Here is a 22,556-nt window from a genome sequence, read left to right as displayed (position 1 = left end):
AGATTCTACAGTGGACAAAGTATCCGTCATTTACTGGTTTTCCTTCCTGACGGTCGCGTGCTGCTCAGCGGGTACGGGGGAATCCGAGGTCCACACTGGACGTGGACGGATCCGGCCAGCGTGACGTGACGACCTTCGCCCGTGAGTAGAAGTTGACACCCTCCGGCCCGTACATGTGGGTGTCGCCGAACAGCGACGCCTTCCACCCGCCGAAGGAGTAGTAGGCGACGGGAACGGGAATGGGCACGTTGATACCGACCATGCCGACCTCGACATCGAACTGGAAGCGGCGAGCCGCGCCACCGTCTCGGGTGAAGATGGCGGTGCCGTTGGCGAACTGGTTCGAGTTGACCAGCTCGATCGCCTCGTCGTAGGTCTCCGCGCGCACCACACACAGCACGGGACCGAAGATCTCGTCGGTGTAGACCGACATCTCCGGGGTGACGTGGTCCATCAGTGTGGTGCCGAGGAAGAAGCCCTCGGCGGGGACCTCGGCCTGCCTGCCGTCGACGACAAGTGTCGCGCCCGCTTCGGCGCCTGCGTCGAGATAGCCTGCGACCTTGTCGCGGTGTTCGGCGGTGATCAGCGGGCCCATGTCGGTGCCGGGGTCGGCGCCGTTGCCGACGGTCAGCTTGGGCAGCCGTTCGGCGATGGCGTCGACAAGCTTGTCCCCCGCGGCACCCACCGCGACCGCGACCGAGATCGCCATGCAGCGCTCACCGGCGGCGCCGTAGGCCGCCGAGACCGCCGCGTCGGCGGCGAGGTCGACATCGGCGTCGGGCAGCACCAGCATGTGGTTCTTCGCGCCACCGAGGGCCTGGACGCGCTTTCCGTGCGCGGTGCCGGTCTCGTAGATGTACTTCGCGATCGGTGTCGAGCCGACGAAGCTCACCGCCGCGATGTCCGGGTTGACGAGCAGGGCGTCGACGGCTTCCTTGTCGCCGTGCAGCACGCTGAACACGCCGTCGGGCAGCCCCGCCTCCTGCCAGAGCCGGGCGAGGAACAGTGAGGCCGACGGGTCCTTCTCGCTCGGCTTGAGGATGAAGGCGTTGCCGCAGGCGATCGCGTTGGCGCACATCCACAGCGGCACCATGGCGGGGAAGTTGAACGGGGTGATGCCAGCGACGACGCCGAGGGGCTGGCGGATCGAGTACACGTCCACCCCGGAGGAGACCTGTTCGGAGAAGTCTCCCTTGAGCAGTTGGGGGACGCCGGTGGCGAACTCGACGTTCTCCAGGCCACGGGCGATTTCCCCGGCCGCGTCGGCGAGCACCTTGCCGTGCTCGGCGGTGACGATCGCGGCAAGGTCGTCGGCGCGATCGTGCAGCAGTTCGCGGAACTTGAACAGCACGGCCGAGCGCTTGGAGAGCGAAGCGTGCCGCCACTGCTTCGCGGCTTCGGCGGCCTTCGCGACCGCGGCATCGATCTCGTCCTTGCTCGCGAGGTCCACCTGCGCGGTCTGCCGCCCAGTGGCCGGGTTGAACACAGGGGACGTTCGGCCGGAGTGGCCCGGCGTCTCACGGCCGTCGATCCAGTGCGCGATTCGCTTCGTCATACATTGGACATTAAGTGCCATGCGAGGTACGAACAATACCTATTTTGCTATGTTACAAATATGAGTGACCTGCTGAGTGATCTTGAGTGGCGGCTCGACGAGCCGAACGCCCGCGGCCTGGCCAACGCCGTGAGCAGGGCGTTTCGCGACGGAGTGCTCACCGCGGGCACGAAACTGCCGCCGATTCGCACGGTCGCGAAGCAGCTCGGCCTCTCGCCGACGACGGTCAGTTCCGCATGGGCACTGCTGGCCCGTTCCGGAACGATCCGGACCGATGGGCGGCGGGGCACGACAGTCGCGGACATCGCCACGGGCGGCTCCGTTCGTTACCGGCAGGCGATGGAACGCGCGACGACGTTCGATCTCGACCTCTCGACCGGGGTTCCCGACCCGGAGCTGCTGCCGGACCTGCGCGCCGCGGTCCGGCAGTTGACGACGGCGGCAACGCCCGGTGGATACCTCGACGACCCGGTGCTGCCGGAGCTGGTGCAGACGTTGCGCGCGGACTGGCCCTACGACGCGGAGGAGTTCACCGTCGCCGACGGTGCGATGGACGCGATCAGCATGGTCACGCAGTCCCTGGTCCGGTTCGGTGACCGGGTCATCGTCGAACATCCCGGCTTTCCTCCGCTGACGGATCTGCTCGTGGCGGCAGGCGCCGAGGTGGCCGGCGTGCCGCTCGACGCCGAGGGCATGCGCGCGGACGCCCTCACCGAGGCGCTGACCTCGCCCGCGGCGGCGGTGTTCCTCCAGCCACGAGCGCAGAATCCGACGGGGGTGTCGATGACGCCCGAGCGGGCGCGGGAGCTGGCGGCGATCGTGCGCGAGACGGGAACGCCGATCGTCGAGGACGACTCGGCGGGCTACGTCGCCGCGACGCCCGCGCTCAGTCTGGGTGAGTGGGTGCCGGACCAGACGGTGCATGTCCGCAGCTTTTCGAAGTCGCACGGCCCCGACCTGCGGCTTGCCGCGATGAGCGGGCCTGCGGAGACGCTGCGGGAGATCAACGGGCGGCGCCAGCTCGGGCAGGGGTGGACGAGCAGGCTGCTACAGCGGATCCTGCTCGAACTCCTCACCGAGGATCGCGCGATCGAACAGGTGGCGCACGCGGTGCGGGAGTACCGCGGGCGGAGGGCAGCCGTGGTGAACGCCCTCGCGGACCGCGGGATTCAGGTGCAGGGTGTTGACGGAATCAACATCTGGGTCCCCGTGCTGGACGAGTCGGCGGCGATCGTTCGCCTTGCCAGCCAAGGAATCGGGGTGACGCCGGGTGCGCCGTTCGCGGTGCTGCCGAACCAGGCCGGGCACATCAGGGTCACCGTGGGCCTGGTCGCGGAGGGCCACGCCGAGTTGGCGGACCAGCTCGCCACAGCGGCCCGCACAGGCGGCTGGCGAGGCGGCCGCTGATCAGTTGCGCCGCAGATACGGAAGGAGCACCGCTCCGACGCCCGTGGCGATCAGCAGCACGCCCAGTGGCACCATCCAGCCGACGCCGGAAACGCCGGTCGCAGCCAGGTTGCCGGTGGCGAACGAGACCTGATCGATCTCACACGGTTCGCCGTCGTTGTCGGCGTCCAGGTGGTGCGGATCGGTGCGATCCTGCGCCAGCAGGGAGCGAGCTTCCTGGGTGGTGAGCTCGCCGCAGTCCTTGTCCTGGAACCCGAGCGTGCTTCCACCGGCAGGCGTCGTGGTCGACGGGACGGCCGGCGCGGTCGTGGTCTGGTCGGTGACCCGCGTCGGTGGCGTGGTGGAGATCGGCTCAGGCGTGGGCACGCAGGTCAGGTCGTCGTCGAGGGTGCCGTCGGCGCCGTCCTCGGTCACGCAATCGTCCCCCGGCCGCGGCTTCGGCACGCACATGCCGTCGTCGCCGACGGTGCCAGGTGCCTCGCCGACCGAGCAGTCGTCGCCGGGGTTCGGCAGGCAGTCGGTGTTCACGATGACCTCGTCGAACGCCGACGGGAGAAGGTTGGTGTCGTCCTTGTAGTTGTCCTGCTCGGCGCCTTCCATCACCCACACGGTGACGATCGCCTGCCGCTTCGCGCCCTCGTCCTCGGCGAACTTCATCAGCCTGGAGTGGTCGCCGTCCAGCTCGCGGCCTGCACGGTTGTCGACCGCGAGTTTGTCGCCCGAGCCGTTCGTGGGAGTCACCGTCGAGGCGTACGTGGCGCCGAAGTAGTAGTCGGTGGTGTTGATCAGCGTTACCACGGCGGTGCCACACTCCGCCCCTGGCTCAGCCGTAACGGTGACGTTCCCCGGAACAGGCTTGGCAGACGCGCCGGGCGTGCTCAGCAACAGCAAGGCCAACGCCGCGAACAGCGCGAACAACGTCTTCTTCATGTGAACCCCGCCGGTCTGGTTGCATAGCCGTACCCCAGACAGCGCAACGAAGGCGTCTCCCGTTAGCACGATCCGGCGCGGATCCCGGGACCGTGTCCGACTCGAGACCTGAGGGGCACGGGAGCACGAGTAGGTCACTGAGAGCGTTCGGGGGGACTCCGGTTCCAGCGAATTTCACACCCATTCTGTACTTGCCGTGCACAGAACGGCACACAAAGAACGGAGACGTCACAATCGAGCTTCGCCAGACAAGAGACGGCCGTATGGCACTGATGGCCGCCTATTCGGCTCTCGATCGGCTACTTGATTGCTGTGTTTGCGACAGCTCGTGGAACCAGCCGAGGGTCTCGACGACGACCTCCCGCGCCTGTTGATCGACGAGGATGCTGAGGTCGAACCCGGGCCGAAGGTCGATTTTCGCTGCGGACAGCTCAACCCTGTCGACCTTGTTGAACCGCTGCCTGAGCTCCTCCCGAAGCGCGGGCTCGTCGAACGGTGGGCGCGTGCGAAGGTGCTGAAACACCACCTCGAACTTGCCACTCGGGTAGATGGTCGCAGGCCAGATGGTTCCGTCGTCCGCCGATTGGGTCCGGGACAGCAGGAAGCAAGAGGTCTCGCTAGGCGCGACCCCGTACTTGAGCTGGCCACCCGCCGCGACCCAGGCATCCAGCACCAGCAACGTGGCCCGGGCGATATCCGGGCCTTGCAGCTCGGCGAGCTGGTCGCGAAACCGATCACGCAGATCCGGATCCTGCCCAGGATCGGGCTCCGGCAGCATTCCGGCCACCTCACTGCTGCTGAGCGAGGCGAGTTCTTCTGTCGTGATGTGCTGGGATCGGTTGGCGCGGCCGTGCGCGTCGAACTCGACGCCCTCCGCCTCCAGCACCTCCCGCGGGTCATCTGACCGGTCGGACTCAAGCCACGCGAAGTTCGGCGAGACCTTGCCGTCGGTCTGCAACACACGATGGGCGTTCGGTGCCGACGTGGTGGCCAGGCGCTGCCCGATCGACACCGGATGGGTGCCGATGAGCGCCGCAACATCGCCATATGTCGTCCACGACCCGGCAGGCAACTCGGCAAGTGCGCGGTTCATCACGTCCCACGCCATACCTATCCGGTTTTGTCCCTGAGCGGTGGGCCCCGGCCATTCCTCGATCACCCGCTCCGCCAGCGCGTCAGCGCGGGCATGTATCTGCGGTCGCCCCCAGCGCTCTTCCCTGGCGATCTCCTGGTTCATGAACACACCGCTCGCGGCCAACTGCTGCCGCTTGATCTCGAACGAACTGTTGCTCAGCTTCGCGTTGTAGCCGGTGAGCGTCAGGTTGCCGAGCGTATGGACCAGTGCTTCGTGTACTTGGCCGAACTCCTCGCCGGGCTCCAGATCCTCGCTCAACGTGTCTCGCCATTCCGGCGTAATAGTTTGTGGCAGCACGTGTTCGATGGTGAGCGAGGTCAGATCGACCGGCTCCTTGCTGCCGTAGGACTCCTCCAGCCACCGGAGGACCAAAGCACGCTGGTGCGGTCGCCCATTGAGGTAGTAGGGGATCGTGCGCACCGCGGCCCGCACGTCGGCATCACTGGCGTAGTACTTCCGGCCGGCCGACAGATACTGGCGAACAGCCTCGTCAACGGGGAGTGCCGTGTCCATCTCGGTGACGACGGACAACAGGACGCGGTTGATGCTGGCCGTCGCACGACCGATCAGCAGTCGCCGCACGAAGTAGCTCTCCACATAGAGCATCGCGGAAGCGATCTGTGCCGAGTCGGCTGTACCGCTCTGCCGCCGGTCGAGGAGGTGTAGCAGCAGGGGATAGACGGTAGTGGTGCCCCAAGCGCCGAGACGCTGTAGCCGATGCCGCACGGGTGGGTCGGCCTCGTGTGCGGGGTCGAGGATCGTGCGCAGAAGTGCGCCAAGGCGGGCGAACCTCGCCACCTCTTGCTCGATCTCCTGTTCGGTACGCATCCGATCGAGGCGTCGTTGCTGTCCCGCATAGGTGTCGGCCTGCTTGATCCGTGGGTCACTTTGGACCAGGTCGAGCCAGAACAGCAGCTCGAGCTCGCTGCTGCTGAGGCTCTTCTGCAAGGGCAGCCACAGCGAGTCGTATACGGCCTCACTTCGGGTGGGCAGTCGCATGAAGAGGTAGTTGCGCAGTAGGTCACCCTGGGTCAATCGCAAACCGGTGTTGTTCAGCGACTCGAAAATTCGGTGGGCGTTGTCCCCGGCCTGAGCTGTCACCGAGACCAGCGACAGACCGGAAATCACGGTGTCCTCAACCCGCTGGATATCAGTCAGATCGTCGGGGTCGTCAGCGCTGGTAAGCTGGGCCTTGAAGAACCGGTATGCACCGCCGACCCGGTCGGATCCCCCTGCTTGCGGTGTTGCGTAGAGGCAGGCCAGATATGCCGGCCGATCCGCCTGCGTCGGGACGAGCTTGAGCTGGTGTTCCTCAGGCTTCCACTTGTTGATCAGGTACTGCTGATCAATCCGCTCACGATGCTCCGCAGTCTCGCGCTCAGCACGGTAGTCCCGCAAGGCGCACAGCAGGATCGACAGGGTTGTCAGTCGTTGCTGACCGTCGATCACCAGAAATTCTTGCACTCCGGCTGGCCCGTTCGTCGGGCTCGGCGCCAGAACCAGCGAACCAATGAAGTGAGTCACCGCGGGATCGGCCGCCCGGTCCTCCGCCAGCTGGATGATGTCGTCCCACAGCCGCTCCAGGTGAGCATGCGTCCATGAGTACGTGCGCTGATAGAGCGGCACCTTGTACTGCTTTGACCCCTCCAAGAGCTCCTGCAGCGTCGTTTCCCGCGCGGCGACCACGAGTACCCCCTCCTGGCTGACATTGACCACAGTAGCTATACCAGTCCGAGTGATCACCACGCACCCGTCGACCCCCGAACAGTCGAATCGATTTCTCATTCGATTCCGGTTAACACTTCAGCTTCAAGCGCTCTTTCCCGTGCTGCGCCTTCCGATAAACCCACGCACCAGGAAACGGTCCGCACTTGCTCGGTGGCCCACTTCAAGCTCCACGCCGGTGATCAGTGGCTCCCCAGTTACCGGCGACCTGGTGGCGAACTCGATTAGCTAGATTCCGCCCTGTTCAAGAAATAGCTCAGGCACTACTTGGCTAAATATCCGCATTTCGCCCCAGTCGCCTCCTACCAGCCAGTGGTCGTTCTCTTGCTTGAGGTAATCAATGTTTCCCAAGTCCCCATCACCACTCGCATCGATATATTGCTGTTCAGACCGGCGTACCCACTCGATGCGTGATGCACCTGCGAATACCAACCATCCTTCGGCGTAGCAGTACCGCTCACCCGGTTTAGGATCCCGGTACAGCGGGTGGGCTGCGGTCAGCACTGCCTCCAACCTGAACTTGACAGTGTTCGGCTCTTCGAGAAGCTGCAGGACGAAACTGTCTTCGAGATAGAGCCCAGTCAGCGAACTGACTGCGGTGTATTCAGTCACGGCCAGTTCACCAGTACATTCAATTGATGTGTCGCGAACGATGGTCTCGACTCTATTACCTGCTCCGGCATTCTCAGGGGCCAGACCGCCCGGCTCCTACAGTTGCCTGGGCACGTCGGGACACTCCAGCGCCAGTCTGGGGGCGCCGGGTTCTCCGTGCGGCGGAAGGCTGAGCAAGCCGTTGACAACCTCAGCCACGGTGCCCATCGCAGACCAGAGCGCGTGTGGCCGTGGCCGTTCCAAGTCATCCAGCCGGTAGCGGGCGGCGACGCAATCGTGCGTATCCCGCACGAGCAGCACCTCGATGGTGGCCAGCCGGGTACGTGTACCGGACAGACCCTCTGGCAACTGCTGGAACTGGAAACCCGCATCGACGCAGCGCCGGAGCGCGGCGAGATGCGGCGCGAATTCTTCGTTCACGCCAACTCGTCCAGCTGCGGCTCGTTGGCCGACAGGATCGCTTTCTCCTTCAATGCCGCTCGCACTCGGCCGACGTCCAGGCCGTGTAGTTCGCACCACGACCCGTCCTCGAAAACCAGGCAAACCCGCCCGCGGCGAGCATGGACCGCGAGGCTGCGTCGCTGACCGGTTGGGGTTCGGTATCGGATACGACGGCGCACGGTCCCCCCTGAAGTGGACGGCGGTGACCCTGCCAAGTCGGGGATCATGACAGAGTCACCGCTTCGACTAGCCTTTGTAGCTAGTCATTTCAATCTAAGCGATACTAGCTACAGCGAATAGTCGTCAGATCGGGTGAAGGCTTGCCGGATTCCCACCAACAGGTCTTCACCTGCGTCAAGGTGGGGACGTGGCCGAACGCAACGACTCGAACCCGCGCCGACGACGCCTGGGCACGGAGCTGCGCAAGCTCCGCGAACGTGCCGGTTACACCACCACGACCGCGGCCGAAGCCGCCGAGGACTTCTCACAGAGCAAGGTCAGCCGCCTTGAACGTGGCGTGGCCAAGCCGAAGGTGCGCGACGTCCAGGCACTCGCCGAGTTGTACGGCGCGGACGCCGAGACCGTGGAGGGACTCAAGGAGCTGGCCCGCGAGTCGAAGTCCACCGGCTGGTGGCACTCGGCTGCCCAGTCACTCCCGGACCGCTTCCGGCCTTACGTGGGTTACGAAGCCGAAGCCACCGAGATCAAGAACTTCGAGTCGTACATGGTTCCGGGGCTGCTGCAGACAGAGGCATACGCGCGCGAGGTTTTCGAAACCGCCATCGACATCACCCCGCTCGAAGTCGAACACCGCACGGAAGTCCGGCTGGGCCGACAACGCCGGTTGGTCGAGCCCGAGCCGCTCCAACTCTGGGCAGTGATCGACGAGATCGCTCTGCGGCGCGAGGTGGGCGGGCCAGCGGTGATGTACGAGCAACTCCTGTCCCTGGTCAAGAGTGCGAAACTGCCAAGCATCGTGGTGCAGGTAATCCCGGTCGACAAGCCACACGGAGCACCCGGGCACAACTTTCATCTACTCGCCTTCGACGGCCCGGATGACAAGCCGGTCCTCTATGTCGACACGTTCTCCGGCGGCATGGCGACCTCCAACATGTCCGAGATCGAACGCGCAGCCCGCCTGTGGGAGCATCTCCGCGGTAAGGCACTGAGCCCGAAGCGCTCGGTGGCGTTGATCGAGAACATCGCGGAGGAGCTGTGGTCACCGGGCGAAAGCCGTCGATCCAAGACGTAGACCTCGCCGCCTCGGTCTGGCGGAAGGCCCCAGCCAGCGACAATCAGGGAGCCTGCGTTCGCGTTGCCCGTCACGACGCCTACGTTCTCCTGGACGACAGCAAGCACCCGTCCCCCGCCTCCGGTGCCGCCTTGGTCCTCTCGCCCGTCGAGTGGCACGCCCTACAGCACACGCTGACGCGCTGTCACTAATGACCCTTAGCAGGAGACCACTCCTCGGCGAAGGTTTCCATCTGGTTGAGAACCAGCTGCGTCGCCTCCGGCTCTGCGTCCGGCGGGTAGCCGTGAATCGCAAGCAGCCGCTTGATGGTGCTGCGCAGCTTGGCCCGCACGTCGTCCCGTGACACCCAGTCGGTCGTCACGTTCCGTTGTAGCGACTTCACGAGGTCCCGGGCGATGTCGGCGAGCTTGCCGGTACCCATCACGTTGACTGCGGTCTCGTCCTGCGCCACCGCGTCATAAAAGGCCAGTTCGTTTGGGCTCAGCGTCGGAGTGAACTGCTCTCCGCGTCGGCTGTCGGCGGACACCTCACGCGCCATGGCCACCATCTCGGCGATGACCTCGGCGGCGGTCAGGTTCTGGTTGGTGTACTTGCGCATCAGTTCGATGAGCCGGTCGGTAAAGCTCTGCTGACGGACGACGTTGTGCTTGGTGACTTTGCGCATCTCCTGCTCGATGAGCTGCCGCAGCGCTTCGATCGCCAGGTGTGGATTGCGGGACTGCTGCATCCGCTCGATGAACGCCTCGTCCAGGTGCGCGAGGTTCGGGCGGGGAATACCGGCGGCCTCATACAGGTCGGTGACGCCGCCCGCCTCGATGGCACCAGCGGTGAGCTGGCGCAGGTAGAGCGCGACATCTGCCGGGATCGGCTGTCCGCTCGCGGCACGCTCTTCGGCGTCCCACTTGGCCATCCACACCCGGACTGCCTCGAAGAAGGCGATGCCGTCCCGGTAGTCGTTCATCTCACCGCTCGAAGAGCACAGTGCATAGAACCGGGACAGTTTGGCCGACGCCTGGCGGAAACGCTCCCCCGCGGAAAGCTCCTCCGGCCCGACCTGGTTGTCGGGGTTCTCCGGATCGCGGAGGTAATTGACCGCACCGGACACGGCGTTGATGAACGCCTTGGGATGTCCAGACGCCAGCTCGGCCTTCCAGTCGTATCGAGCGAGGATGGTCTTGTCGATCGTTTCGTACAGCTCCCGGGCCTGAGCGATGGCCTCGTCGAGCTCGCGACCGAGCGGCTTGGTCTCCTGGTCGGTTGCGGTGTACTCGGCGAGCGCGGCGTACAGGTTCTCGGTCAGCGGCGCGTAGCCGACGAGCAGACCCGCATCCTTGCTGTGAAACGTCCGGTTGACCCTGGCGAGGGCTTGCATCAAAGCAGCGCCCCGCATGGGCTTGTCCAGATACATGGTGTGCAGGGGTGGCGCATCAAAGCCCGTCAGCCACATCGACTGCACGATCACCAGCTCGAGATCATCATCGGCGTCCCGCATTCGCTGCTGGATTGCCTTGTTCGCCGATGGCCGCCGGATGTGGGTCTTGATGACCGCGTTCTTCTCGCTGGCGTCCCCGGTGTAGACGACCTTGATCTTGCCCTTGTCCAGGTCGTCGTGATGCCACTCCGGCCGCAGCTCTTTGATCTGCGCGTAGAGGTTGGCGCAGATCTCCCTGGTCGCTCCGACGATCATGCCCTTGCCGGGGCCGCCGATGAACTTGCGCATTTGCTGGGAGCGTTCCTCCCAGTGCTCCACCAGGTCCCGGGCGAGTTTCTCCAAGCGGTCCGGCGCTCCGTAGAGGGCGTTCATCGCGGCGACCGTCTGCTGGATGCGTTCGCGCTCGGCGTCATCGAGTCCAGCGGTGGCTTGATCCGCCCGCTCGTCGATGATCTCCGGGTCGAGGTCGTCCGGCAGGTTCACCTGGATCAACCGGCTCTGGTAGTACACCGGCACGGTGGCACCGTCGTCGACGGCACGAGACAGGTCGTAGATGTCGATGTAGTCGCCAAAGACCTTGCGGGTGTCCTTCACTCCGGAGATCGGTGTGCCGGTGAACGCGATCATGGTGGCGTTGGGCAAGGCATCACGCAGATGCCGGGCATAGCCGTCAAGATCGTCGTAGTGGCTGCGGTGGGCTTCATCGACGATCACGATGATGTTGTGCCGCTCCGACAGCAGCGGGTGGTCGCGCCCGGCTTCGCGTTCCTGCTTGCTGCGGCCGAACTTCTGCAAGGTCGTGAAGTAGATGCCGCCGATGGTGCGGTTGCTCAGTTCGGTGCGAAGCTGCTCCCGTGAGTACATCTGCACCGGCTCGGCGGTCAAGAGGCCGCTGGTGGCGAACGTGGAGTAGAGCTGGTCGTCGAGGTCGGCGCGGTCGGTGATCACCACGATTGTCGGGTTGCCCAGCGCGGGATGCTTGAGCACCTGGTTGGTGTAGAGCTCCATCTCGATGGACTTGCCGGAGCCTTGGGTATGCCAGACAACGCCGGCCAGGCCGTGCCCGCGCACGGCCTCCACTGTCTTGCCCACAGCCTTCGTGACGGCGAAGTACTGGTGCGGGCGAGCGATGCGCTTGACGACTCCGTTTTCGTCGTCGGCGAAGGCCACGTAACCGACGAGCAAATCGAGCATGCGCTGCTGGTTGAACAGCCCGTAGGTGACGAGGTTCAGCGGCAGCTCGGTGTAGTCCTGGCCGGGTTGCTTGACCGGCTTTCCCTCGTCATCAACGTTCCACGGCAGGTACTGCTCGAACGGGCTGAACGCCGTGCCGTAGCGGGCGGTGATGCCGTCGGACACCACGCAGGCCATGTTGTACCGGAACGCCATCGGCAGTTCCTCGACGTAGGTCATGATCTGTGCGTGCGCACCGGCAAGGTCGGTATAGGGGTTGCTGGCGTTCTTCAACTCGAACATCGCCAGCGGCATTCCATTGACGTACAACACAAGATCGAAGCGCCGCTTGTGCTCGCCGTCGGTCGCGGTGACCTGGTTGACCGCGAGCCAGTCGTTGTCGGCGGGGTCCCGGCCGAGCAGGCGGATCGTCGGGTTCTGCTCGACACCGAAGGCATCGGTGTAGACGACCTTGCGGATGCCCTTGGTCAGGTACTCATGCACCTGCCGGTTCTCCGCCTTCGCGTCCCGGGAAGTCGGAGTGGTCACGATGCTTACGGCCTCGTCGACGGCTGAATCAGGGAGGAGAGGGTTGAGTCGTGCCACGGCCTCCCGCAGTCGGCCGTAGAGCACGAGGTCGTCCCAGGAATCCCGCTCCCCAGAGCCGGGCGCGATCTTCTTGCCCTCGGCGACGTACCAGGCGAGTTCACCCAACGATTCGAGGGCATGCTCCTCCAACGCGGCCTCGGAGAAGCCCCCGCTCATGTCGCCTCCTCCACAAGTCGTTCGGCGTCCTTCACGCGAATCGCCCCGGACATGAGTTGGGGAAGCAAGGTGTCGCGGATTTGGGCGAGAACCAGGTTCTCAGTCTCCGCGAGTAGCGCGCGGTCCCACAAAGGCCCGAGTTCCCGATCCAACCCCTCAATGTCAGTGGGGTCAGGCATCGGCACAGCCTCGTCCAGATGACGCCTTTGTATGTGTCCCATTGTTGTGGCCTTGTCGGCGGCAATACGCTTGAACTCGCCGAGCTTCGACCTCACAAGCTCAAACACCAACCATGCCGGGTAGCCCGCCTTAGGGATAACCTTGAATATGTGCTGGTTCACGATCGCTTCTGAACGGAACCAGCGCGCGACTGTCAAAGATCCAGACCAAGCGAAAAGTATGTCGCCAGCACGAGCCAAATGATTTTCAGGAACATCTATATCGTTGTATACCGTGGAAGACCCAGGACCCGAGTTTACCTCCGCGATACGAACTACCATACGACCCGTTCCAGTCGCATTCTTGGTAAAGGCACGCCCATTGACGAATTCGGCCACAGAGGAAAGCGGATTGGACTGAGGTAGAGCACTGGAGCCACCTAGGCAACTGGCGAATTTAATGCGCCGAAGCTCGTCACAAGTGACTGAGACGCGCTCGTTGACGGCGATCTTGTCGTCGAGCGCCCCCAACACCCCCGCAATCGCCCGCTGCTCACACAAAGGGCGCCATACGGTCCCAATACCTTGAAGAATAGACTGGGTAAGAAGTGGCTGCCCAGAACCTATCCGATGCGAATGCAAATCGTTCGAACTGAGCGCGTAGTACAAATAGCGCTTATCCACACCGTCCTTCGCGGTTACAATTATGGCGTTATCTGTAACCCAACAGTCCTGCGGACTGTAGTGAACTACACCACAGTATGAACCTACGCGACCAACAATGGAAACTCCTGCGCAAGCATTGATGGCCCCGCCGGTGCGGATAATTCCATTAGCACCGTAAACCGGGTACGATCCACTGCGAGTTGTAGTAGATGCGGATTTTCCATTAGAGAAATGCGCAATATTTCCTAGCTTCGCCCACTCATCCATCGAGGCGCTCCAGTTGCTTGCGGACGACCTTTTCCAGGCGTGCCGATTCGTCGAAGTGTGCGTAGAGTTCCTTGGTCAGCCGCTCGATCTTGGCGGCGATCGGCTCGTCGTCGGCGTCGTCCACTGCTGCCGATCCGACGTACCTTCCGGGGGTGAGCACGTGGTCGTGCTCCCGAATCTCCTCGATCGTCGCCGAGTAGCAGAACCCTGCTTCGTCGGCGTATGTCACGCCGGCGTTGCGGGCGGACTCGGTGCCGCGCCAGGCGTGGTAGGTCCCGGCGATCTTGGCGATCTCGTCGCCGGTCAGGATTCGCTCGGTGCGGCTGATCATCGTGCCCATGTTGCGGGCGTCGATGAACAACGTTTCCCCGCGCCGCTCCTTCAACCGCTTTCCGCCCTGCGGGCTCTTGTTGTTCGCGAAGAACCACAGGCAGGCCGGGATCTGGGTCGTGCGGAACATCTGCGGCGGCAACGCGATCATGCACGCCACCAGGTCGGCCTCGACCATGGCCGCCCGGATGTCGCCCTCACCGGACTGCTTGGACGACATCGAGCCGTTCGCCAGCACCACTCCGGCTGTGCCGTTCTCTCGCAGCTTGGACACGATGTGCTGCAGCCAGGCGAAGTTCGCGTTCCCGGCCGGCGGTGTGCCATAGCGCCAGCGGTCGTCGTCCTCGCGGCGCGCCCAGTCCGACATGTTGAATGGTGGATTGGCGAGGATGTAGTCGGCCTTGATGTCGGGGTGCTTGTCCTCGCGGAACGTGTCGGCCCAGCGCGGGCCGAGGTTGCCGCCGACACCGTGGATGGCGAGGTTCATTTTCGCCAGCCGCCAGGTGCGCTCGTTGGCCTCCTGCCCGTACACGGCGAGGTCGTCGATCCGGCCGCGGTGCGCGAGTACGAACTTCTCGGCCTGCACGAACATGCCGCCCGACCCGCAGCACGGGTCGTACACCCGTCCCGAATAGGGCTCCAGCACCTCGACCAACAGCTGCACTACCGGCCTCGGCGTGTAGAACTCCCCGCCGCGCTTGCCCTCGGCCTTGGCGAACTTGTCCAGGAAGTACTCGTACACCTCACCGAGCACGTCCCGCGCCGACTTCTCGCCATGACCGGTGAAGCGGGCATCACTGATCAACGCCAGCAGTTCACCGAGCCGCGTCTGGTCGACGTTGTCTCGGTTGAAGATCTTCGGCAGCACACCGGTGAGCGACTTGTTGGACGCCATGATGTCGTCCATCGCCGCGTCGATCAGCTCGCCCGGTTCCCCGCCTGCGGCCTCCCGGACCAGTTGCCCCCAGCGGGCGCCCTCCGGCACCCAGAACACCCCGTGGCCGGTGTACTCGTCCTGGTCGTCGAGGAAGTCCTCGATCCGGTCCTCCGGCACCCCCTGCTCGACCAGCTCGGCGCGGATCTGCTCACGGCGCTCAGTGAAAGCGTCGGACACGTACTTGAGGAACACCAGCCCCAGGACGAAGTCCTTGTACTGCGAAGCGTCCATCGAGCCGCGCAGCTTGTCTGCCGACTTCCACAGGATGTCGTGCAACTCCCGCATCGTCTGCGGGGCCTGTTCCTTTTTCTTTCGGGGTGGCATTGCGCTCCTGTTCAGTGAGGGAAGGTCAACGTAGCGTTCGCGACGCCAGCACTGGCGAGCCGCCGCAACTCCGTGATGGCGTCCAGTTCGGCCTCTGCACGCTTTTGGCGCTGGTCCAACGAATCCAGCAACCGATCCAACCGCCACACTGTCTGCGGTTCGAGGATGGGTAGCTCCCATTCGGTGAGCTTTCGGGGAGGCCGTACCGCTCCCGGACTACGAGCGCGCGCCGTCGACTGCAGCAGCGCCGTCAGCACGCGCGGGGTGAAGTACTCGTCCCCGTCATCAGTGACCCGCAGGATCCGGACAGGGAACTCCGCGACGGAGAACCCTCGCTCGTCGAGGTAGACAGCTGGTCTCGGAACGAGAGTGACCAGCACATCGCCCGGCTCGGTGAGCCGGGTTCGCGGGTAGCTGGCCAGCACGGCGCGGTCGATCCGACGTTCGCCGAAGAAACCGTCGCCGCACACATTCGCCCTACCGAGTACCCGGTGGTGCCCTTGGCTTGTGGCATCACCGTCCGCGATGCGGCTGCCCTTGATGACCCGCAACCATCCGCGCTTGACCAAACCGGCGATCGTGTCGCGCGCCCCGGCGCCAGCATCAGACACGCCAATCCCGCTGGTCACCTCGGTCGGACGATCAGCCGAGTCGGCGAACTCGGCGAGGATGACCTCCAGTTCATTGATGCGGGCGACCGTCCCCGGGATGACACTGTTGTATTCACGCACCGTCGGCAACATCCGCGGCGTGAGCGCGCGAGGACGTTCCACCAGCTCACTGACCTGCGCCTGCACACAGTAGGTACGGGTGTGCGCTATCGGCCGGTAGCCGTCTCGGCGCCAGGTGACGACATCCGTGACGCACGCGTCCACCACCTCGGGGGTCAACTCGCGATCGGCGATGTCGCCGAGCAGCAGCCACCCTCTCGATCGCTCGTCCTTGGTCGCGGTGAGCACCCACAGCGCCGACTCGTAGCCCGGCCGCGCTGGCACCATTCCGCCAGGGAGCCGAATGACCGCTTCCACCATCCCAGTGGCCAACAACTTTGCCCGGAGCCGTTCCTCTGGCGAGTACGAGCGCAAGGCGGACGCGAGTGCCTCCGCAGGTCCCAGCACAACGGCCGTGCATCCTGGGCGCAGCCGGACGGCGAGGTCGTCGAGAGCGTGCAGCACGTCGAGCGTTGAGCGAGACTCCCCCGGTTGAACCGGCAGCGCGGTCACGATGACGTCGGGAGTCTCCGCCGCCGCCAGAGTGTGCGCGACCGTGACGTCCTCCCTCGGCACTCCCTGCACGAGGAACCGGCGCATGAGGAGTCTGCCGAGGAACGGGTCGGGCTCCGCCGCTGTGAAGACCGGGGCAAATGCCTCTCCGATCGAACCGGCCGCCGCGAGCAGCAGGTCTCCGGTACCTGCCGCAGCGTCGGCGATCCTGACCGTGCCCAGTCGTTCCGCGTGCCGGGCCGCCCCGGACAACTCCGCCATCAGGCTGGCCAACTGTGGGTGCACAGCACGATCGCGGAGTTCGATAACGCCACCGCGCCGTTCGTACAGACGGACGACGCGGTCAAGAGCGCCCTTCGCTCCCCACGCCGCCTCGATCAACTCGTCCGCGAAGCCCGCCAGTCGAGGAAGCAGCTCCGGGTGCTCCGCGAGCTCCGACCGGACCATCTCGTCCCCGGGGTCCACCTGGTCAGCCCGCTGCGCGAGTTCCGTGGCAGTGGCATCGGTGAGAGGTTCGCCGTCGCAATGCTGCAGACAGATCAGCGAGGTCAGGACACCGAACAGTGCTTTCGGGTCGCCCTCGTCAGCAGTCGCGGACAGCGTGTACAGCCGGAGGTCGGCATAAATGTCGTCACGACGTGCGCGGCCCGTCTCCACCAGCCACGCACAGATCGACTGACCGTCGAACATCGGCCGGCCCTGGCGAACAACTACCGGCTTCGGGAAGTCGGGGTGGCGTCGTCGCCAGTTCGTAACCACCGGGCGGCGCACTTGGGCTAACTCGGCGACCTCGGGAAGCGACATGAGGAACGTGTCGGTGTCCGGGATGACAGGTGTCTGGTCGGACACGGGCACCCCCTCAGGTCGTCGTGATCGTTGCTCTGCACAACCTATCGCAAACTTGAGTGAAACTGCCTTAGTGTCTTGATAACCCCGGTTATCAGTGCACTCTAGATCTGACCAGCAGCCATGGTTCTACGGTCAAGGCCCTCGACCGAAAGGCGGACCACCATGGCCGAACCTCGACTTACCGACACCGTGCTTGATGTCGCCGAGAACGACGCATCCCTCTCCGAGGACGCGAAACTGCTGGTTCTCGCAGCGTTGGATGGTGATGCGGCGTTGGCTGGTGCCGTAGGCGGCGAGTCGCCGCCCGCTTCGCCGCCGATCGAACGTGACGACAGGCAGACGGAAGCCGAAGAGCCCGAACCTATCGGGGCTTACTTGGTTGGGATCGAGGTGGCCGGATTCCGGGGAATCGGACCCGCCGTCACACTCCCGCTGGCGCCCGGACCTGGGCTCACCGTGGTCGCGGGCCGCAACGGGTCAGGCAAGTCGAGCTTCGCGGAGGCACTCGAAATCGCCCTGACCGGGGACAGCTACCGCTGGGCGGAGAAGAAGGGAGCGATCTGGTCCGGGTCATGGCGCAACATGCACTACGACAGTCCGTGCCACATCCGCATCCGCCTGGCCGAGGAAGCCAGCGGCGAGACCGTGGTGGGTCTGGACTGGGACCGAGACGCGGAACTCGGTGACCGGAAGTCGTGGGTGCAGCGTGCGGGGCAGAAGCGGGAACCTTCGTTGGCCGCCCTTGGCTGGGGATCAGCTATCGAGCTCTACCGGCCAATCCTCTCCTATGACGAGCTGGGGGGACTGCTGACGGCTGAACCGAGCCGGCTCCACGACGCGCTGGAAGGGATTCTCGGACTTGAGCAGCTCAACGAGGCCGAGAAGCGGCTTACCGCCACCCAGAAGCGGCTCCAGCAGCCGGATGTCGAGTGCAAGACGGCAAAGGCCGCGCTCAAACCGGCGCTCGAAGGGCTTGACGACGAACGGGCGAAGGCGGCCCTGCTTCAGCTGCGCAAGACCAAGCCGGATCTCGACGAGATGCTCCGACTCGCGACCGGCACTGCCCCACAACAGGACGATCTGCTGGTGGCCCTGCGGGCGCTGGTGCACGTCACCACCCCGGGCGAAGTGGCGGTCGAGCGCGCCGCTCATGACCTGCGGGCCGCGGTCGCGGACATGGCGGCGCACAGCACCCGTTCCCTCGAGTTCGCCGAGCAGCGGGCGGCGCTACTCGATCACGTGCTGAAACTGCACGCTACGCATGGGGATATGCCGTGCCTTGTCTGCGGAGAGGGCGCTCTCGATGACGAGTGGCGCCAGCGGGTCGTTACTGAGCAGACCCAGGAAAGCGAAGCGCTGATCGCGGTCCGGGATGCCCAGCGGAACCTCACCCAGTGTCGGCAGTCCGCTCGCGAACTCACAAAGCCTGTGTTGCTGGAAAACACACACCGAGAGGTCGAGCTCACCTCACTTGGCCGGGTCACCGCGGTCCAGCGGAGGTGGGTAGAAGCACCGCAGGATGACCTGGGCCTGGCGGAGCACCTGCTGAACGTCTACCCCGAGCTTGCAGAGGCGGTGTCGGCTCTGAGTGCCGAAGCGAGCGCCTCGCTTACCCAGCGAGAGGACAAGTGGGCGCCGGTGGCCCAGCAGTTGGCGGAATGGGTGCGCCTCAAGCGGCGTGCGCTGGCCAACGAGGAGGTCGGGCGCAAAGTTCAGGAGGCCGTGAGATGGGTCAGGGCCAACAACGTTGTCCTGCGAAATCAGCGACTCGAGCCGCTCGCTGACGAAGCGCGGGCGATCTGGGCGGCGCTGCGCCAGGAAAGCAACGTCGATCTGGGAACTATCTCGCTGACTGGACAGCGCACTCGTCGACGAGTCGAGTTGAACGCCACCGTGGACGACGAACCCGCGCAGGCACTGACCGTGATGAGCCAGGGTGAGTTGCACGCTCTCGCGCTTGCGCTCTTTCTCCCCAGGGCGACCCGGCCTGCCAGCCCGCTGAGATTCGTAGTGCTGGACGATCCCATTCAGGCCATGGACCCGGCGAAGGTCGACGGGTTCGTCCGCGTTCTGAACGAGATCGCACGAGATCGGCAGGTGGTGGTTTTCTCACACGATGACCGGCTGGCTGATGCCGTGCGTCAGATCGGCGGATCCGCCCGCGTTATCGAAGTAACCAGGGAGGCCGGCTCGGTCGTCAAAGTCATGGAGTCATCATCCCCGGCGCGGCGGTATGTCGATGACGCCCTCGCTCTGGCCCGCGACACGAATGTTCCCCTTGATGTCACGGCAAAGGTGCTGCCCGGACTGTGCCGACTGGCTGTGGAAGCAGCAGCACGCGATGTCTACTACAACAAGCGTTACAGCGACGGCGCGGACCGCAACACCACCGAGGCCAACTGGGTCGAAGCCAAGGGGGCTCTACAGAAACTCGCGCTCGCCTTCCGCGACGACTGTACGGCAAAGGTCGATTCGTGGCGCGATGCGAAACCAGCACGCCGACGGACTCTGAGTACGTGTGGCGGTGGGGTACACATCGGCATCTCGTCCGACCCGAGGCTCGTCACGGAAGACCTTGCGGAAACCGTGGAGGACATCCTGGGAGGCAGCCGATGAACCTGCCACCGAGCGACGGCCTGCTTGACCATGCCAAAGACGTGCTCAATGGAAGCATCCCTGTGCCGGGCGGGCATTCCGCAAGGTTGGCCGCGGTCCTCGCTCGACAGGCACTCGAGGACATCGTGCGCGACCTGTGTGGCGCGAGGGGGAACCGGCTCGAACACCCGGTGAAAATGAAATCCCGGCTCATCGTGTTGTCGACCTTCTATGACGGCTGGACCGCCAGCACCGCCTGCGTCGCGTGGAACGGCCTCAGTAACGCGTGCCACCACCACGCATTTCAACTCACTCCGACAGTCGGGGAAGTTCTTCACCTGATCAACTTGGTGGTCGAACTAAATACCGCCAGCAAGACTCGACCAAACTAGTTTTCACTGAATTCACTAACTGCCGACAATCCGCTGAAGTACGGATTGTTTCTCTCCACCTGAAGGTGTGCTCATGACTTCGCGTAGCACCGATGCCCCGGACGAGGCGCTGGTCGCGGCCGCAGTGGCCGGCGATCGGGCAGCGCTCAACGAGTTGCTGGCCGAGCTACGGCCGAAGATCATCCGGTACTGCCGTGCGCACACCGGGCGGGCACAGAGCACCTACGCCTCGGCGGACGACATCGCACAGGACGTGCTCATCGCCGTGTTGAAGGCGCTACCCGGATACCGGGCGACCGGCGCCGGGTTCACGTCCTTCGTCTTCGGCATCGCCGCACACAAGGTCGCCGACTTCCACCGCAGGAACATGCGGGAGCGGACGACCCTGATCGCCGACGCGCCCGACGTGCCCGACCACAGCCCCGGCCCCGAGCAGACCGCCCTACGCGACGAACTCGGCAAACGGCTCGGCACTCTACTCGACACCCTTCCCCGCGAGCACCGCGACATCGTCGTCCTCCGGCTCGCCGTGGGACTGACCAGCACGGAGACCGCCGACGCCGTGGCCTCCACCTCCGGCGCGGTCCGGGTCACCCAGCACCGCGCGCTCACCAAACTTCGTCGCCTGCTCAACGCCGACGGCGAACTGCCCAACCACCCCAAGAGATGAGGAACGCCATGTCACTCACCGTCGACACCACCCGGATCACCGCAGGCAGGCGCTACGACACCTACCTCGCGATGCGCAGCGTGCAGGGCGGCCGCACCGTCTACAGCACCCGAGTCCCGCTGCTCGACCTGGACAAGATCCTGCCGGTGCCGGACCCGGCCCAGCCTGACCCGGACAATCGCAAGGTCGACACCCGCCATGCCAAGGCGTTCGGCGAGTACGTCACCAAGCACGACAACTGGGTCGCTCCCGCCCTGCTGGCCAGGGACAACGGCGGCTGCGTCTTCCAACCGCTGGACAACAGCGACGACAAGGTCGGCTACCTCGACATTCCGTGGTCCACCGGCGCCCTCGGCGCACTGAGCACCATCGACGGCCAGCACCGAATTCTCGGGACGCGGCTGGAGATGCGCAGGCTCTCCGAGGAGGTCGCCAAGGCCGAACGCGACCTCACCCGAGCACGCTCTGCCGATCGTTCCATCAAGATCGAGGCCAAGCTCGCCGAACTCCGTGCGGCGTTGACGCGACTGGAGCAGGAGTCCATCGGCCTGGACATCTACGTCGAACCCAACTCGGTGCTCGCCCGGCAGATGTTCGTCGACGTCGCCGACAACGCCAAAGGCATCTCCACCGCGCTCCGTGCCCGCTTCGACGGCTCCAAGATTGCCAACCGGACGCTGGACCGGGTCCTCGACCACGCACTGTTCAAGGGCCGGGTCGACCTCGAACAGGACCGGATGACCCGCAACAACGTCAACCTGATCGGCGCCAAACACGTCGCGGACCTGACGAAGGCGGTCGCGGTCGGCGTCGGTGGCCGGATCAGCAAGCGCAGGGAGGCCGAACTCTCCGACGAAGCCGTGGTCGAGGGCGTGCACAGCTTCCTGGACAGCATCACCGGTGCGTTCACCGAACTCGCAGACGTCGCCGAGGGCACCCTCAGCCCTTCCGACCTGCGGAGCCGCTCCCTGCTGGGCTCGGTCGGCATGCTCCGCGTGCTCGCGGGCAGCTTCCACGCGCTGCGCGAGAAGGAGATCGACGAGGACGACATCACCGCCTACTTCGCCACGCTGGCCCCGCACATGAGCGCACCGGTTTCGGAGTCCGGGATCTGGCGCCGCACCGAGGCAAGGCGGGACTTCGAGCCGGAGGCCTCCGCGCCGATCATGCGCACGCAGAACCTGCTGCACCTCGTCTCCACCGTCACCTCCTGGTACCCGAACGCCCCGCAGAACTGAATTATGAGAGGCGAAACCATGTCGATGAACCGCAAAGCGACTGCCATGCTCGGCCCGCTGACCACCCTCCTCGCCGCGGGAATGCTCACCGGATGTGCCTCCGCCCCTGGCTCACCAGTCGCGGCAGGCGCCGTCAGCACCGCGCCGACCGAAACGACCACCGTCACTGCGACCGTGACGGAAACCGTCACCGAAACGGTGACCACCGAACCTCCACCTCCGCCCGGCCCGAAGGTGGAGTTCGGGCCCGGAACGTGGGAGGTCGGCGTCGACGTCCAGCCAGGCAAGTACAAGACGGGCGGTCCCGACGGTGGTTTGCCGTGTTACTGGGCGCGGCTGAACGACACCTCAGGAGACCTCGGCTCGATCATCAACAACAGCATCCTGGAAGGCCCGGGCACTGTGACGATCAACAAGGGCGAGTTGTTCGAGACCAGCGGATGCCAGGACTGGATCCAGGCTTCCTGACATCCCGCTACT

General features: G+C 64.8%; 17 protein-coding genes. 8 read left to right on the top strand and 9 right to left on the bottom strand.

Annotated elements, in window-relative coordinates; genetic code table 11:
- Positions 1-64: 64 nt before the first annotated feature.
- A complete protein-coding gene (locus BM199_RS03905) occupies positions 65-1,555 on the bottom strand; it encodes a CoA-acylating methylmalonate-semialdehyde dehydrogenase (protein WP_218160278.1) in 1,491 nt (496 codons plus the stop codon).
- Between the two features lie 60 nt (positions 1,556-1,615).
- Between BM199_RS03905 and BM199_RS03900 the strand changes: the two genes are divergently transcribed.
- On the top strand, positions 1,616-2,962 hold the full coding sequence (locus tag BM199_RS03900) for an aminotransferase-like domain-containing protein (RefSeq protein WP_091669347.1): 1,347 nt from the start codon (positions 1,616-1,618) through the stop codon (positions 2,960-2,962).
- Here BM199_RS03900 and BM199_RS03895 read toward each other — a convergent pair whose 3' ends face one another.
- From BM199_RS03895 to BM199_RS03880, 4 genes are all read right to left on the bottom strand, one after another.
- On the bottom strand, positions 2,963-3,892 hold the full coding sequence (locus BM199_RS03895) for an excalibur calcium-binding domain-containing protein (protein WP_091669345.1): 930 nt from the start codon (positions 3,890-3,892) through the stop codon (positions 2,963-2,965).
- Positions 3,893-4,172: 280 nt separating this feature from the next.
- Entirely contained in the window at positions 4,173-6,743 is a 2,571-nt protein-coding gene (locus BM199_RS03890; protein WP_245788118.1) for a GmrSD restriction endonuclease domain-containing protein, read from the bottom strand.
- 237 nt (positions 6,744-6,980) lie between these two features.
- Positions 6,981-7,364, bottom strand: a complete 384-nt coding sequence (locus tag BM199_RS03885) for a hypothetical protein (protein WP_091669340.1) — start codon at positions 7,362-7,364, stop codon at positions 6,981-6,983.
- 96 nt (positions 7,365-7,460) lie between these two features.
- Positions 7,461-7,784 carry a hypothetical protein gene (locus BM199_RS03880; protein ID WP_091669337.1) on the bottom strand — a complete coding sequence of 108 codons (324 nt, stop codon included), beginning with the start codon at positions 7,782-7,784 and terminating at the stop codon, positions 7,461-7,463.
- A 388-nt stretch (positions 7,785-8,172) separates the two neighbouring features.
- On the opposite strand from BM199_RS03880, the gene BM199_RS03875 reads away from it, so the two are divergent.
- The gene (locus BM199_RS03875; RefSeq protein WP_177242451.1) at positions 8,173-9,057 is read left to right on the top strand and encodes a helix-turn-helix domain-containing protein; all 885 of its coding nucleotides are present in this window, start codon (positions 8,173-8,175) and stop codon (positions 9,055-9,057) included.
- Complete coding sequence (locus tag BM199_RS03870; RefSeq protein WP_091669332.1) at positions 9,021-9,248, top strand: DUF397 domain-containing protein; 228 nt, start codon at positions 9,021-9,023, stop codon at positions 9,246-9,248. The genes BM199_RS03875 and BM199_RS03870 overlap by 37 nt, the downstream gene beginning before the upstream one ends.
- Here the strand turns inward: BM199_RS03870 and BM199_RS03865 are convergent.
- From BM199_RS03865 to BM199_RS03850, 4 genes are read right to left on the bottom strand one after another with little or no spacing between them, the layout of a single operon-like run.
- A complete protein-coding gene (locus tag BM199_RS03865; RefSeq protein WP_091669329.1) occupies positions 9,245-12,427 on the bottom strand; it encodes a type I restriction endonuclease subunit R in 3,183 nt (1,060 codons plus the stop codon). The genes BM199_RS03870 and BM199_RS03865 overlap by 4 nt on opposite strands.
- Positions 12,424-13,518, bottom strand: a complete 1,095-nt coding sequence (locus BM199_RS03860; protein ID WP_091669326.1) for a restriction endonuclease subunit S — start codon at positions 13,516-13,518, stop codon at positions 12,424-12,426. Before BM199_RS03860 ends, BM199_RS03865 begins: the two co-directional genes overlap by 4 nt.
- Positions 13,511-15,109 carry a class I SAM-dependent DNA methyltransferase gene (locus tag BM199_RS03855; RefSeq protein ID WP_091669323.1) on the bottom strand — a complete coding sequence of 533 codons (1,599 nt, stop codon included), beginning with the start codon at positions 15,107-15,109 and terminating at the stop codon, positions 13,511-13,513. Before BM199_RS03855 ends, BM199_RS03860 begins: the two co-directional genes overlap by 8 nt.
- Positions 15,110-15,120: 11 nt before the next feature.
- Positions 15,121-17,181: a DNA methyltransferase family protein gene (locus BM199_RS03850; RefSeq protein WP_143101753.1), complete on the bottom strand. Its 2,061-nt coding sequence runs from the start codon at positions 17,179-17,181 to the stop codon at positions 15,121-15,123.
- A gap of 162 nt (positions 17,182-17,343) precedes the next feature.
- Between BM199_RS03850 and BM199_RS03845 the strand changes: the two genes are divergently transcribed.
- The 5 genes from BM199_RS03845 (at position 17,344) to BM199_RS03825 (ending at position 22,544) form a co-directional block, all read left to right on the top strand.
- On the top strand, positions 17,344-19,797 hold the full coding sequence (locus tag BM199_RS03845) for an AAA family ATPase (protein WP_177242450.1): 2,454 nt from the start codon (positions 17,344-17,346) through the stop codon (positions 19,795-19,797).
- Positions 19,794-20,168, top strand: coding sequence for a hypothetical protein (locus tag BM199_RS03840; protein WP_091669315.1), 375 nt, complete (start codon positions 19,794-19,796; stop codon positions 20,166-20,168). The genes BM199_RS03845 and BM199_RS03840 overlap by 4 nt, the downstream gene beginning before the upstream one ends.
- A gap of 73 nt (positions 20,169-20,241) precedes the next feature.
- On the top strand, positions 20,242-20,838 hold the full coding sequence (gene shbA, locus BM199_RS03835) for an RNA polymerase sigma factor ShbA (protein WP_091669312.1): 597 nt from the start codon (positions 20,242-20,244) through the stop codon (positions 20,836-20,838).
- Positions 20,839-20,846: 8 nt separating this feature from the next.
- The gene (locus BM199_RS03830; protein ID WP_091669309.1) at positions 20,847-22,076 is read left to right on the top strand and encodes a DNA sulfur modification protein DndB; all 1,230 of its coding nucleotides are present in this window, start codon (positions 20,847-20,849) and stop codon (positions 22,074-22,076) included.
- Between the two features lie 24 nt (positions 22,077-22,100).
- Positions 22,101-22,544 (top strand): Rv1352/Rv1906c domain-containing protein, encoded by a 444-nt coding sequence (locus BM199_RS03825; RefSeq protein ID WP_143101752.1) that lies wholly within the window; start codon positions 22,101-22,103, stop codon positions 22,542-22,544.
- Positions 22,545-22,556: the final 12 nt, after the last annotated feature.

The organism is Amycolatopsis marina (genome assembly GCF_900111885.1).
GTDB lineage: Bacteria > Actinomycetota > Actinomycetes > Mycobacteriales > Pseudonocardiaceae > Amycolatopsis > Amycolatopsis marina.
Note: the sequence above shows the minus strand (reverse complement) of the source record. Positions and strands in the feature narration are given on the sequence as shown.